This window comes from Tsukamurella sp. 1534 (assembly GCF_000312385.1).
Classification (GTDB): Bacteria; Actinomycetota; Actinomycetes; order Mycobacteriales; family Mycobacteriaceae; genus Tsukamurella.
On record NZ_HE997626.1, the window covers coordinates 1,161,192 to 1,173,941 of the forward strand.

At 71.7% G+C, this 12,750-nt stretch carries 12 protein-coding genes; 4 read left to right on the top strand and 8 right to left on the bottom strand.

What is annotated here, in order from left to right; all coding sequences use genetic code 11:
* Positions 1 to 28: 28 nt before the first annotated feature.
* The 3 genes from bluB to BN39_RS22665 are packed head-to-tail and all read right to left on the bottom strand — an operon-like array spanning position 29 to position 1,745.
* The gene (gene bluB, locus BN39_RS05720) at positions 29 to 649 is read right to left on the bottom strand and encodes a 5,6-dimethylbenzimidazole synthase (RefSeq protein WP_019201408.1); all 621 of its coding nucleotides are present in this window, start codon (positions 647 to 649) and stop codon (positions 29 to 31) included.
* Entirely contained in the window at positions 649 to 1,137 is a 489-nt protein-coding gene (locus tag BN39_RS05725; protein WP_019201409.1) for a GNAT family N-acetyltransferase, read from the bottom strand. Before BN39_RS05725 ends, bluB begins: the two co-directional genes overlap by 1 nt.
* Positions 1,134 to 1,745 (bottom strand): TetR/AcrR family transcriptional regulator, encoded by a 612-nt coding sequence (locus tag BN39_RS22665; RefSeq protein WP_159103227.1) that lies wholly within the window; start codon positions 1,743 to 1,745, stop codon positions 1,134 to 1,136. Before BN39_RS22665 ends, BN39_RS05725 begins: the two co-directional genes overlap by 4 nt.
* A gap of 148 nt (positions 1,746 to 1,893) precedes the next feature.
* Here BN39_RS22665 and BN39_RS05735 point away from each other — a divergent pair, with 148 nt between their 5' ends.
* The 3 genes from BN39_RS05735 (at position 1,894) to BN39_RS05745 (ending at position 5,903) form a co-directional block, all read left to right on the top strand.
* A complete protein-coding gene (locus BN39_RS05735) occupies positions 1,894 to 2,316 on the top strand; it encodes a DUF5313 domain-containing protein (RefSeq protein WP_019201411.1) in 423 nt (140 codons plus the stop codon).
* 9 nt (positions 2,317 to 2,325) lie between these two features.
* Positions 2,326 to 3,414 carry an alpha/beta hydrolase fold domain-containing protein gene (locus tag BN39_RS05740; protein WP_019201412.1) on the top strand — a complete coding sequence of 363 codons (1,089 nt, stop codon included), beginning with the start codon at positions 2,326 to 2,328 and terminating at the stop codon, positions 3,412 to 3,414.
* 236 nt (positions 3,415 to 3,650) lie between these two features.
* Positions 3,651 to 5,903, top strand: a complete 2,253-nt coding sequence (locus BN39_RS05745) for a cation-translocating P-type ATPase (RefSeq protein ID WP_019201413.1) — start codon at positions 3,651 to 3,653, stop codon at positions 5,901 to 5,903.
* Here the strand turns inward: BN39_RS05745 and BN39_RS23140 are convergent.
* Positions 5,900 to 6,934, bottom strand: a complete 1,035-nt coding sequence (locus tag BN39_RS23140; protein ID WP_081585936.1) for a TPM domain-containing protein — start codon at positions 6,932 to 6,934, stop codon at positions 5,900 to 5,902. The genes BN39_RS05745 and BN39_RS23140 overlap by 4 nt on opposite strands.
* 55 nt (positions 6,935 to 6,989) lie before the next feature.
* Complete coding sequence (locus BN39_RS05755) at positions 6,990 to 8,312, bottom strand: hypothetical protein (protein ID WP_148281425.1); 1,323 nt, start codon at positions 8,310 to 8,312, stop codon at positions 6,990 to 6,992.
* A 57-nt stretch (positions 8,313 to 8,369) separates the two neighbouring features.
* Between BN39_RS05755 and opgC the strand changes: the two genes are divergently transcribed.
* A complete protein-coding gene (gene opgC, locus BN39_RS05760; RefSeq protein WP_148281426.1) occupies positions 8,370 to 9,497 on the top strand; it encodes an OpgC domain-containing protein in 1,128 nt (375 codons plus the stop codon).
* Positions 9,498 to 9,519: 22 nt separating this feature from the next.
* Here the strand turns inward: opgC and BN39_RS05765 are convergent, their stop codons facing one another.
* Genes BN39_RS05765 through BN39_RS05775 form a run of 3 tightly spaced genes read right to left on the bottom strand, consistent with a single transcriptional unit; the run spans position 9,520 to position 12,615 of the window.
* On the bottom strand, positions 9,520 to 11,352 hold the full coding sequence (locus BN39_RS05765; RefSeq protein WP_019201417.1) for a cytochrome c oxidase assembly protein: 1,833 nt from the start codon (positions 11,350 to 11,352) through the stop codon (positions 9,520 to 9,522).
* A 2-nt stretch (positions 11,353 to 11,354) separates the two neighbouring features.
* Positions 11,355 to 12,080, bottom strand: coding sequence for a hypothetical protein (locus BN39_RS05770; protein WP_019201418.1), 726 nt, complete (start codon positions 12,078 to 12,080; stop codon positions 11,355 to 11,357).
* A 58-nt stretch (positions 12,081 to 12,138) separates the two neighbouring features.
* On the bottom strand, positions 12,139 to 12,615 hold the full coding sequence (locus tag BN39_RS05775) for a hypothetical protein (protein WP_040765924.1): 477 nt from the start codon (positions 12,613 to 12,615) through the stop codon (positions 12,139 to 12,141).
* Positions 12,616 to 12,750: the final 135 nt, after the last annotated feature.

The window sequence follows — 12,750 nt, forward strand, 5'->3', positions numbered from 1 at the left end:
CCGCAGTGTAACGATCGAATGCGACATCTCAGTTCATGAAACGTTCGCGATGCACCGCATCCTCCAGCGGCCGGCGGTCGCGCCAACCGAATCGTTCCAGGTCGGGGACGGTCTGGAACTCCGTCACGGGTCCCACACACAACCATGCGACCACGTGCACGTGTTCGGGCACGCCGACGAGCGCCTTGAGGAAGTCCTCGTGGTAGAAGGACACCCAGCCCACACCGACGCCCTCCGAGGTGGCCGCGAGCCACAGGTTCTGGATGGCCAGCGCCACCGACAGGTGGCCGGTCTCGTCGACCGTGTGCCGGCCCAGGATGTTCTTCCCGCCGCGCGTCGGGTCGTAGGTGACAACGACGCCGGTGCCCGAGCTCTCGATGCCCTCGATGACGATCGGGTTGAAGGTGTCCTTGCGGTCCTCGGGCAGGGAGGCGGCGAAATCGTCCCGGCAGCGGCCCACGTGCCCGGCGAACCGGGCCAGGGTGTCGCGGTCCTGGACCACCACGAAGTCCCACGGCTGGGTGTTCCCCACGCTGGGCGCGCTGTGCGCCGCGCGCAGCAGCCGGGTCAGGCGCTCGTCGTCGAGGACCTCGCCGCTGAACTCGTTGCGCACGTCGCGGCGCCGCAGGATCGCCTCGAAGACGTCCATCAGGCCTCGCCCGCGAGCGCGCCCAGGGCGTCGCCGCTGAGCCGCTGCGTGGTCCACGCGTCCATCGGCTTCGCGCCGATCGACCGGTAAAAGCCGATCGCGGGCGTGTTCGCGTCGGCGACAGCCCATTCGAGCCGCTTGTAGCCTTCGTCGACGCACGTCTTCGCGAGCGCCGCCAGGAGCAGCTTGCCGTGGCCGCCGCCGCGCGACGTGGGACGCACGTACAGGTCCTCCAGCCAGATCCCGTGCGTGCCGGACCACGTCGAGAAGTTCCGCACGTACACCGCCATGCCCACGATCTCCTCGGCGCCGTCGGCGCCCGGTTCGGTCGCGACCTGCGCGAACACCGTCGGGTTCTCGCCGAACAGGGCGTCGTGCAGCTGGCCGGCGGTGGCCACCACCGCATCCGGCTCCTCGTGATAGGCGGCGAGCTCGCCGACCATCGACAGGAGTTCGTGCACGTCGTCCGGCCGCGCGGGCCGGATCACGAGGCTTCCTCGGCCGCGGCGGTCTGCGCCGCGATCGCCGGCATCAGGCACTCGCGGACCACCCGGCCCGCGGTGTACGGATCGTCGAAGCTGATCAGCCCGTCGGGGGCCAGCAGCACCGAGTGGCCGATCCGGGCGAAGATCTCCGCGATCGGCTTCGCGTCGAAGGCCGGCAGGTCGCCCTTCTCCTGGAAGCCCTCGATGACGTTGGCCGCGAAGGTGCGGCCGATCTCGATGAGCATGCCGCCGCCCTGGGCGATCATCGGCAGGCCGACGACCACGTTGCCGTCGCCGATGCCCCGGATGAGGGGGCGCCGGTGCGCCTCCCGCAGGAACGCGACGAAGCCCTCGGTGAGCGCCTCCTCGACCGTGGGAAGGCCCGTGATCTGCTGCTCGATGGCCTTGAGCAGTTCCTCCGCCTCGTACCGGATGGCCTGCTGGACCAGGTTGTCCTTGCGGTTGAAACGCCGGTACACGGTGGCGACGCCGATGCCGGCCAGGTTCGCCACGTGCTCCATGGTGGTGCGCGAGATACCGACGCTGCCGATGCTCGCCACCGCGGCAGAGAGGATGCTCTGCGCGGTCTGATCGTTTCTGCCGGGACTCACAGGGTCCGATTCTATGCGTTCGCGCACGCCGTAAGGCTTCATGACCGCAAGAGGCGTCCGGAATTGCCGTTCGTCCACGCCGCATCCACGCCCCGTGCGGACGGGACCGGGGTCGCGGCCGCGCGCAGGACGGTGGGATGATCGGTGCATGACCGACGGCGCACGCAAGCCCAACCCCGTGCAGTTCATCCTGTACTCGTACGGGAAGAAGGTGCTGCCGCCGTCGATGAACGACTGGGTCGCGAACGACCTGGCCGGCCCCGGCGCCGCGTGGCGCACCGTGGTCCGGTTCGCGATCCCCTGCTTCCTGATCCTGGTGCCGTTCTGGTTCATTCCCACGACGTTCCTGGTCAAGGCGTCCATGACGCTGCCGATCTTCATCCCGTTCGTGTACTTCGCGATCGCCCTCAACAAGATCTACCGGCGCGCCCGGCTGCGGCACCACGGACTCGACCCCGACCTGGTGGACGTGATCGCCCGCGAGCGGGAGGCGGACATGCACGCCGAGTACATCGCCAAGCACGGGCCCCGCGACCGCTCTCCCGGCCAGGGCGGGACCGGCGCGCCCTAGGATCGGTCCATGGCGCTCATCGACCTCGTCAAAAAGCTGTCCCTGCAGATCCCCACCCCCCTCGTCGCGGGCGGCGCGCGGCTGATCTTCGGCCTTCCCGTGGAGATCAAGCAGCGGCTCGGCACGCCGCAGACCGTCGAGGGCAACGACCTCGACCCCGATTCGCGGATCACCCTGCTGCTGCTCAAGGCGCAGGGCGTGGACGGGCTCGCCGCCCACGACGTCCGGGACATCCCGCTGTCCCGGGCCTCCATGCTCAAGCTCTGCCAGGCGGTCGGCGCCGGCGCGGGGCCGACGGTGATCACCCGGGGCCTCATGGTCGACGGTGCCGCCGGCCCGATCCCGGCGCGCCTGTACACGCCGGAGGGACTCGACGCGGGCTCGCCGCTGGTCGTGTTCTTCCACGGCGGCGGCTTCGTCCTGGGTGACCTGGACTCGCACGACGCCCCGTGCCGCTACATCGCCGACCGCGCCCACGTGCGGGTGCTGTCCGTCGACTACCGGCTGGCGCCCGAGGCGATCTTCCCCGCGGCGGCCGACGACGCGGTGGCGGCCACGAAATGGGCCATCGCCCACGCGGACCGACTCGGCGCCGACGCGGAGCGCGTGGTGGTCTGCGGCGACAGCGCGGGCGGCAACCTCGCGGCGGTCGCGGCGCGGGAGCTGTCCCTCGAAGGCGGGGCGCAGCCCGCGTTCTCGCTGCTCTTCTACCCGGTGACGGGCGCCGATCCGGCGAACCGCAGCCGGGACACCTTCGCCTCCGGCTACTTCCTCACCAAGCACGACATCGAGTGGTTCCGGAAGGTGTACACCCCGGAGCCCGGCCAGGACACGGATCCGAAGTTCCACGTGCTGCACGCCGACAGCCTCGGCGGGATCGGCCGCACCCACGTCGTGGTGGCGGGCTTCGACCCGCTGCGGGACGAGGGCGCCGCGTACGCGGAACGGCTCCGCGCGGCCGGGGTGAACGCCACCACCCAACTGGCGCCGGGCGCCCTGCACGGATTCATCAATTCCGTGGGGGTCAGCGCGGACGCGCGCGTGGAAATGGACGCCGCACTCGACGTTCTGCGCGATGAAATCGCACAAAAGGCGTGAACCGGCCTTCTGACCTGCGGTTCTCGGCGGCCCGGCGCGTCATCGCACGAAAGTTGGCGAGCGTACGCGTATAGCACGTATCGTTGTTTCTGCGGCCGCCATATGACGTCTCCCCCCACGTCGGTGGCTGCGTGATTGAGCCTTGATACCGGCTCCCCCTCCTCCCCCCATTCCGGGAGCCGGTATCAAGGCCTTTCGCGTTTTCGGGGTCGTCGCCCGGCGTGGATACTGGAGGGGTGACTGACCTGCAATCGGCTGCGCCGCACGCGCCCGAGGCCCCGGAGGACGCCGGGGCCGCGCCGCAGCGCACCTTCCTCGACGTCGGTGGCATGACGTGCGCCGCGTGCGTCGGCAGGGTCGAGCGCAAGCTCAACAAGCTCGACGGTGTGCGCGCCGTCGTCAACCTCGCGACGCGGACGGCCACCGTCGAACACGCACCCGGCGTATCACTGCAGGACCTCACCGGCACCGTCGAGGCCGCCGGGTACACCGCGGCGCCGAAGTCCCCGAACCCGCGCCGCGCGATGCTCGCCGAGGAGCGCGAGCGGCGCGACGTGCTGCGCCGGCTCGTGGTCTCGCTCGTGCTGTTCGTGCCCGCCGCGGACCTGTCGATCGTGCTCGCCACCATCCCCTCCACCCGGTTCCCCGGCTGGCAGTGGGTGCTGCTCGCGCTGAGCCTGCCCGTCGTCACGTGGGGCGCGTGGCCCCTGCACAAGCGGGCGTGGCAGGGCGCCCGGCACGGCTCGGCCACCATGGACACTCTGGTCTCGGTCGGCATCATCGCCGCGACCGCGTGGTCGCTGGTCACCGTGCTCACCCCCGGCCGGCAGCGGCCCGATCCGCACGGCTTCTGGAACGCGATCATCGCCGCGGACCCGATCTACCTCGAGGTCGCGATGGGCGTCACCGTCTTCGTGCTCGCCGGGCGGTACTTCGAGGCGTCCGCGCGGGCGAAGGCCGCGTCGGCGTTGCGCGAGCTCGCGACGCGCGGCGCCCGCGAGGTCTCCGTCCTGGTTCGTGACGGCTCCGAACTGCGGATCCCGGTGCGCGAGTTGCGCGAGGAGCAGGTGTTCGTGGTCCGCCCCGGCGAGACCATCGCGACGGACGGCGTCGTCGAATCCGGCGGCGCGTACGTCGACAACTCGGCGATGACCGGCGAATCCCGGCCTGTCCCCGCGGACGTGGGCGACAGGGTCGTGGGCGGCACCGTCTGCCAGGACGGCCGCCTGACGGTGCGCGCCACCGCGGTCGGCGCCGACACCACGTTCGCCGCCATGCTCCGGCTCGTGGAGGACGCCCAGGCCACCAAGGCGCGGATGCAGCGCCTCGCGGACCGGGTGTCCGCCGTGTTCGTGCCGTGCGTCTTCGCCATCGCCGCGGCGACCTTCGCCGGCTGGCTGTTGGGCAGCGGCTCGATCGACCACGCGGTCAAAGCCGCGATCGCCGTGCTCGTGATCGCGTGCCCGTGCGCGCTGGGCCTCGCCACCCCCGTCGCGTTCATGGTGGCGTCCGGACGCGGGGCGCAGCTCGGCGTGTACGTGCGCGGGCATCAGGCGCTCGAGGCCACCGAGACCATCGACACCGTCGTGTTCGACAAGACCGGCACGGTGACCACCGGGCTGCTCTCGGTCGCCGCGGTCAGCGTCGCGCCGGGATTCAGCGAGGACGCGGTACTGCGGCTCGCCGGGGCCGTCGAGTCCGCCTCGGAGCACGCCGTGGCGCGGGCCGTCGTCGCCCGGGCCGGCGGAGACCTGCCCGCCGTCGAGGACTTCCGGGCCGTGCCCGGGCTCGGCGCCACCGGCACCGTCGACGGCGCCCCCGTGCGCGTCGGCTCGCCGCGCTTCGTGGCGCCCGGCGTGCTCTCCGGCGCGGTCGACGCCGCGGGGGAGGCCGGGCGGACCGTCGCGGTGGTGGAGGTCGACGGTGCCGTCGCCGCCGTCCTGGAGGTGGCCGACACCGTCAAGACGGACGCGGCCGAGGCCGTGACACGCTTGCACGACGCGGGCGTCCGGACCGTGCTGCTCACCGGCGACAACGCCGCCGCGGCCGCGAAGGTGGCCGCCGAGGTGGGGATCGAGGACGTGCGCGCCGACGTACTGCCCGACGGGAAGGTCGACGCGATCCGCTCCCTGCAGGCCGAGGGGCGGCGTGTGGCCATGGTCGGCGACGGCGTCAACGACGGACCCGCCCTTGCCGCAGCGGATCTGGGTCTGGCGATGGGCACCGGAACCGACGTGGCGCAGGGCGCCGCCGACGTGGTGCTCATGCGCGAGGAGCTCTCCGCGGTACCCGACGCACTGGGCCTCGCGCGCGCGACGTTGACCACGATCAAGACGAACCTGGTGTGGGCGTTCGGCTACAACGTCGCCGCGATCCCCGTGGCCGCCGCGGGCCTGCTGAACCCGCTCATCAGCGCCGCCGCCATGAGCTTCAGTTCCTTCTTCGTGGTGTGGAACAGCCTGCGGCTGAGGAGGTTCGGGGGGCGCTAGAAGCTCCCCGAGGAGCCGCCACCCCCGGAGAAGCCGCCGGAGCTCGACGAGTTCGACGAGCTCGACCCGCTGTCCGAGGAGAAGCTCGAGCCGGAACCGCCGCCGCCCGAGAAGCCACCGGAACCCGAACCCGATTCGCGCACGTGCCACTGCGGGTAGATCGCGTTCCACGTGCCCAGCGGGACCCCGGTGTGCCGGCGGGCGTAGACGTAGCGCCGCCGGTTGGACCACGTGTCGAACTCCGGATCGCCGGCCACCAGGTCGGCGAGTCGCTCCCGCAGCTCCGGTGTGTCGGCATCCCTGGCGCGTGCGTTCGACACGATCGCGGTGACGATGCCGCCGACGAGGATCAGCGCCGCGAAGCCGATGAAGGCGCCCACTCCGGCTGGGGCGGCACTGCTCGGCTGCGGCGTGTCCGGCCAGGTCACGGCGGGGTACGGGCCGGGGTAGCCCGGGCTGTACGTGCCGGGGCCGCCGGCGCCGGGGATGATCGTGACGGTCGTGCCGCCGAGCGGCGCCTGTGCCGGCATGGTGTCGGCGGCCGTCGGCGGCGGTGCGGCGGTCGGGGACGCGGTCCCCGTCGCGACGTCCGCGAGCGCGCGCAGCCCGTCGACCACGCCGCGGACGTAGTCCCCCGCGCGCAGCCCCGGCGTGATGACCGTGTCGATGATGCGGGTGATCTGCGCGTCGGGGATGCGGGCCATCGCCGCCGGGGTCGTGTAGACGCCGACCTTGCGCGTCTGCATGTCGATCCCGATCACGACCGCCTCGCCCCGGTCGCGGCCGAGCACGGCGCCGGCGGTGGTGGCGAAGGACCGGATGTCCTGGTTCCCGATGCCGTCCGCGGTGGCGACGGTGCCGGTCATCGCGGTGCGGGCCTCGAACGTGTCGAGGGCGGCCCCGACCTCGTCGATCCTCGGGCCGAAGAGGTTCGCACGATCGGCGACGCCGGCGGGCTCCGCCGCCACCGGTCCCGCACCGAGCAGCAGCGCGGTCATGACCGCCGCGACGATGATGAACATCCGTTTCATGATCGCAGCATAGTTTGCGATCACGTCATGCGGCTACAGTGAGATGTATTCGGGGTCAGACCACCAGCGTGCGGAGGATCGGGAGAACCACCAGGCCGGCGGTGAACAGGGCCTGCAGGGCGGCGAGCGCGACCAGGGGCCACCGCCGCGCGACGCGGTCCGCGGCGAAGAGCTGCACCAGCACCAGCACCACGAGCACGGCGACGGGGAGTTCGACGTACTTCTGATACAGCTGCGCGCCCGATACGAGCACCACGGCGAGCGCCACCAGCGAGCCCGCGAGCACCGCCGCGCAGCGCGCGGGCAGGGTCAGCGTGAGGACCGTGGCGACGAAGCCACCCGCGAACGCGAGCACCACCAGCACCGGCGAACGCCCCCCGAGGTCCGGGAAGGCGCCCACGAGCGCCCAGACGAGGCCGCCGCGCCGCGAGTCGTCGGGCGCGGCCGTGGCCGCGCTCGGGAACGTGAGGGCGGGGACCGCCACCAGCACGCCCATCGCGGACGCGATTGCGAAATGCCTGCGGATCGACGCGGTATCCACCGCAGCGAGCAGCACGGGCGTCAGGAACACGGCGGCCACGGCGGCGACGTACGACGGCGCCGCCGGGCTCGTGTGCATCGCGTTCATCGCCCGGCCGGCGGGCGGGGCGACGCCGCCCCACACGGCCACGAGGGCCCCGAGCACGGCGACCCCGGGCAGGCACAACCGCGCGACGGCGGCCGCCCCCGGCCACGCGGGCCGGCCGCCGGGCCCGCACACGACGTGCGCGGCGCACGCCGGCACGAGGAGCCACACGGAGTTCTGCCGGGTGGCGATCGCCGCGGCGATCAACACCCCCACCGCGAGCTGCCCCCGGGCGCCGGCCGACCTCGTGCTGAGCGCCAGCGCGCCGAAGGCGAACAGCATCGCCGCGTCGTCGGTCAGCATCCACAGCGCGGACTGCCAGTAGTACGCGGAGAGCAGGAGAGGCGCGACCGCGACGGCGCGCGCGACCCAGGTCGGGAGCGGCTGCACGTGATGGACCGCGACGACGGCGAGGAGGACGGCGAAGATCGAACCGACCGCCTGGGTCCCGGCCGGCCCCAGGCCGAACAGGCCCGCAAGGGCGGCGACCACCGCGTGGTACAGCGGCCCCGTCGCCGTCGGCATGCCGACCAGGTCGAAGTCCGGGGCGGTCGCGCGCAGCAGCATCACCGACGGGAGGTGGAAACGCGCCTGATCGTCGCCGGCCGACGTGACGACGACCCCGCCCCACGCGACGACCACGCTCGCGGCGGTGACGATCGCGCCGGCAGCGGCCGGCTCAAGCCATCGCCGGGAGGTTTCGCGCCGTTCCCGGGAGGGCGCGGGGCGGGGTGGCGGAACTCGGCTGGTCACGACCAGCGATCCTAACGCTCAGCTTGCAATCGCATCGCCTCCGCCTACACTCTCCTGGTGGGGAAGAGATTGACCGCGGTGGATGCGGCGCGCGGGCTCGCGGTGTTCAGCATGATCACGGGCCATTTCGCCGAGGGTTCGGTGCTGTCCTGGCCCACCCACAAGATCCCCTTCTTCGACGGTGCCTCCGCGTTCGTCCTGCTGTCCGGGCTGATCCTCGGCGTCGTCCACCGGCGGTGGATCGACCGCGACGACGGCTTCGCCACCTCCCGGGAACGCCTGATCCGCCGGATCGCCACGATCTACCTCTGCCAGGTGCTGTTGTGCGCCGTCGCCGCCCTCGTCTCCCTCACGGACCCGCCCGCGCCGCAGCTGGGCCTCGCCCCGATCGGCGAGGTCCCCCACCCCCTGGTGCACGTCGTCACGATGAGTTACCTACCCTCGGGCGGCGAGATCCTGGTCCTCTACTTCGTCCTGATGTGCAGCGCGCTCGGCCTGCTCCCCCTGCTCCGCAGGGGCTGGTGGAAGCCGATCGTCGCGTTGTCCCTCGCGCTGTACGGGTGGGCGGTCCTGGCGCCGCCCGCCTGGTTCCTGCTGCCCAACGAGAGCCCTGCCGGCGCCACCGCCAACTGGGGCGCCTGGCAGGGACTGTTCGTCCCGGCGCTGGTGATCGGCTGGAAGTGGCACGACTGGCGCATCGATGCTCGGCTCGCGCGACCGCGGGTGCTGATCGTGCTCCTCCTCGGCACCGCGGCCGTCTACGCCGCGGGCCGGGCCATCACGAACACCGGTTCCGCCGACGGGTTCCTCGGCGACAAGATCGATTTCGGGCCCGCCCGGTTCGTCGCCGCCTGGGTGGTCCTGCCCGCGGTGCTCGCCGTCGTGACCCTGGTGCTCCGGTACGCGTGGGGTCGCGCCGCCTCCCACCCCTTCGTCATGGTCGGCACCCGATCACTCGACTCCTACGTCCTGCAAGCGCTGCTCCTGATGACGATCCCGATCGCCCTCGCACAACCGTGGGGCTCCGCCCGCGCGACCGCCATCACGCTCGCGGTGTTCGCCCTCTGCTGGGTGTGGGCGGAGTTCCGTACGTGGGCGGGATGGTCGAAGCTGCACCGGGTTCCGGCCCGGTTCGGGCACGGTCGGCCGGAGCGGCGCGCGACATCGGTCGTTACCGGCCCGTAGACGTCTCGAGCCCCGGCGAGGCTCACAGCAGGTCGGGCTCGGACTCCTCGTCGCGGTTGCTCCACGCCCAGTGCAGAACCAGGCCGAGAGTCACGAGGGCGATCGCGGCCTCGTCGGTGGCCCAGGCGACGACCCCGCCCACGAACTGGTCGCGGTGCAGGTCCGTCATCCACGGGAAGTCGAGGTACAGGTACAGCCGCGACCCGACGAGCCCGTCCATCGTCATGATGATGAGCGCGAACACCATCGTGATGGGCATCATCGCCAGCAGCATGCCGATCCGGCCGATGAAGGGGAGCCCGCTCGGCACGGGGTCGATCTGGAACACGCGCCAGTAGAACAGGAATCCCGTGAACAGCAGCGCGAGGTAGATCGCCAGGTGGCCCCAGTGGTACCGGCCGATGCTGTCGAACAACGGGGTGAAGTACAGCCCGTACAGCACGGCGGCGAACAGGCCCAGCTGCACGACGGGCCGCATCAGCACGACGAACGAGCGGGAACCGAGGAACGTCTCGAGCCACCGCGCCGGAGCCCCGGTGAGGGTGTCCCGCATCAGGGTCACGGGCGCGCCGAGCAGGAGGAACACCGGCACGATCGAGGTCATGAGCATGTGCACCACCATGTGCACGCTGAACATGGCGTTGGAGTAGGTGCGCAGGCCCGAGCTGGACAGGGTGAGCAGGGCGACGCAGCCCAGCAGGAACAGCGCGGTGCGGTACCGGGGCCAGTTCGTGGTGCGCCGCACCAGCAGCAGATAGCCGACGCCGAGGGCGATCGCGAACGGCGCGAGGTTCAGATCCGGCCGCCACAGCGTGAGGAAGCCCATCGCGCTGGGCGGATCCGGGAGGTCGTACCCCAGGAAGTTCTCGCCCACGGTGGGCCGGTTCCGCAGGAACGGCGGCGGGGTCAGTTCCGACGCGGCGATCGCCGTGCCGAAGGCGGCGGTCAACAGGGCCGCCGCCGCGGGGAGCGCCCGCAGGTAGTGGGCGCCGCAGGCCAACGCGATCAGGGCGCCGGTCGCGACCAGCAACAGCCCGTACCAGGTGACCCAGAGGTCCGAGCCGGGCGCCATCACCGCGGCGACCACGGCGCCGTTGGCGAGCACCGTCAGCCCGAACACCGGCCCGATCCACCGCCGCTCCGGGCGCCGGGGCAGGCGCACCGCGGTCCACAGGCCGCCCAACCACAGTGCGCCGGCGACCGCGAGCGTGGTCACGGCGGCGGTCGTGTAGTCGTGGTTCACGTTCTGCGTCTCGTTCGCGGTGACGACGGTCGCGAGCAGGCCCGTCACCGCGGGGAGCAGCATCCACAGGTGCGCGGTCCAGCGCATCGCGTTCCGCAGCGCGATCACCACGACCACCGCGCACACCAGCGAGACCATCCAGCCCTTCGCGGTCCCGGACGCGGAGATCAGCGGGCCCAGGCCGCCCACCTCGATGGTGTCGAGGAGGTTCTGGCCGGCGCCCTCGGACGCGGAGAGAAGGATCATCGGCGCGGAGACGACGGCCCAGACGGCCGCGTACCGTCGGGCCTGCAACTGCGCGAGGTACCCCCGCAGCCCCAGCTCCCCCGTGTCCTGCTCGCGGGTCCGGAACACGGCGTACGCCACGGTCCCGAACGTCAGGGCCGCGGCCACGGTCCCCACGAGCCGGCCGAGGCCGGCGCCGTACGCGGTGAGCGCGCCGGGGTAGCTGTCGCCGTTGACCAGGTAGCGGAGGTCGCCCTCGCTCGCGATCAGCCACAGCACCACGGCGAGGGCCGCGACGCCGCCGGCGACGAGGGCGACGGTGCCGCCGCGAGGGCCGTCGACGGGCCGTTGCGCCGTCGACGGGCGCTCGGGGGCGGCCGTCGCCACCGCTACTTCGCGTCCTGGATCTTCTTCACCGACTTGGAGAAGAACGAGTCGAACTCACCGCGGTCCGGGTCGCCGCCGAGCTTGGTGCCCTGCACCACGACGGTGTAGCCGCGCAGCGACGCGGCGCCGAACAGGACCTTCTGGTTGATCGGGAAGGAGTCGCCGCCCTTGGTGCGGGTGCCGTCCAGCGCGATCTCGAAGGTGGCCTTCTGCGTGTCCGACGCGACCTCCTTGGTCTTCGCGCGGACCTTGATCACGCCGCCCTTGGGGTCGTTCGTCTCGATCGTGACGTCCGAGCACAGCTTGAGCAGGCCGGTCTTCATCGTGTCGACGTCGCTGTCCCGCGCGGCGAGGGACTCGCTCAGCGTCTTCTTGTCCTTGTCGTTGACCCCGGCCACGGAGTTCACGTCGCCGCCGTCGGCGCCCGCGGCCGCCTGCAGGACGTTCTTGCACTCGGCCGGCGTCACCTTCGCGGACTTGGCGAGGCTCATCGGGTCGGCACCCAGCTCGTTCGCGAGCCGCTGCTGCGGCGCCGGGACGATGATGTACCCGTCCGGGAAGTCGCTCGAGTTGAGCAGCAGCTCGTTCACCGGTGCCGTCGGCTTGGTCGTGGTCTCGGGGTCGGCGAGGGCCACCCCACCGGTAGCGCCCACCACCAGGGTGGTCGCAGCGGCCAGGGTGACGGCGCGGCGCAGGCCCCGTCGCTTGAAGTCAGTCGTCGCGTTCATCGCTTCACCTATCTCTTCTTCAGTCCCGGTCGTTACCGACGACCTGCGGTGATTCCCGTCACCTGGCGCCCGCCCGCTTGCGCAGGGCGATCACGCCCAGCGCGGCGACCGCGACGGCGATCTCCGCGGCCGCGAAGACGACCATCAACGTCATCCACGGCTGCATCGAGCTCATCGAGTGCATCGCGCCCATGTCGCCGCCCATGTCCATGCCCGAGTGGTCCATCCCGGCCATCGCCGAGCCGCCGGAGCCGTGCCCCATCGCCGACATGAGCACCGGGTGCAGGGCGATCATGATCGCGCCCATCGCGGCGGTCCGCACCCAGGCGCTCACCGTCGGGTTGCGGAACAGGCACACGGAGCAGTGGGCGCACCCGATGAGCATGGCGGCGACGATGATCGACACCACCCAACTGTTGTCGCCCAGCATCGGCAGATGCACCAGCGACGTGGCGAGCGCGACCGCGGCGCCGACCCACCCCCAGATGCGGAGGGTGCGCGACGAACGAACCGTGTCCCCGTGCTGATGACTCACGCGGGCCATCCTACCTGCGCGGACACCAGGGCAGAAACCGTGTGGAATCCGCGTGAAGACGCGGCGTCGGGGGCCCGAAATGACTTGACCTTGCAACAACACGCATGCTTCAGTGGAGAGCTGAGGCGTTACGAA

What these genes read in the sequence shown, in the direction of transcription:
- bluB (WP_019201408.1), bottom strand. Translation starts at nt 649, where the DNA reads ATGGACGTCTTCGAGGCGATCCTGCGGCGCCGCGACGTGCGCAACGAG.
- BN39_RS05735 (WP_019201411.1), top strand. Translation starts at nt 1,894, where the DNA reads ATGACCGACGGCGCACGCAAGCCCAACCCCGTGCAGTTCATCCTGTAC.
- BN39_RS05740 (WP_019201412.1), top strand. Translation starts at nt 2,326, where the DNA reads ATGGCGCTCATCGACCTCGTCAAAAAGCTGTCCCTGCAGATCCCCACC.
- BN39_RS23140 (WP_081585936.1), bottom strand. Translation starts at nt 6,934, where the DNA reads ATGAAACGGATGTTCATCATCGTCGCGGCGGTCATGACCGCGCTGCTG.
- BN39_RS05770 (WP_019201418.1), bottom strand. Translation starts at nt 12,080, where the DNA reads ATGAACGCGACGACTGACTTCAAGCGACGGGGCCTGCGCCGCGCCGTC.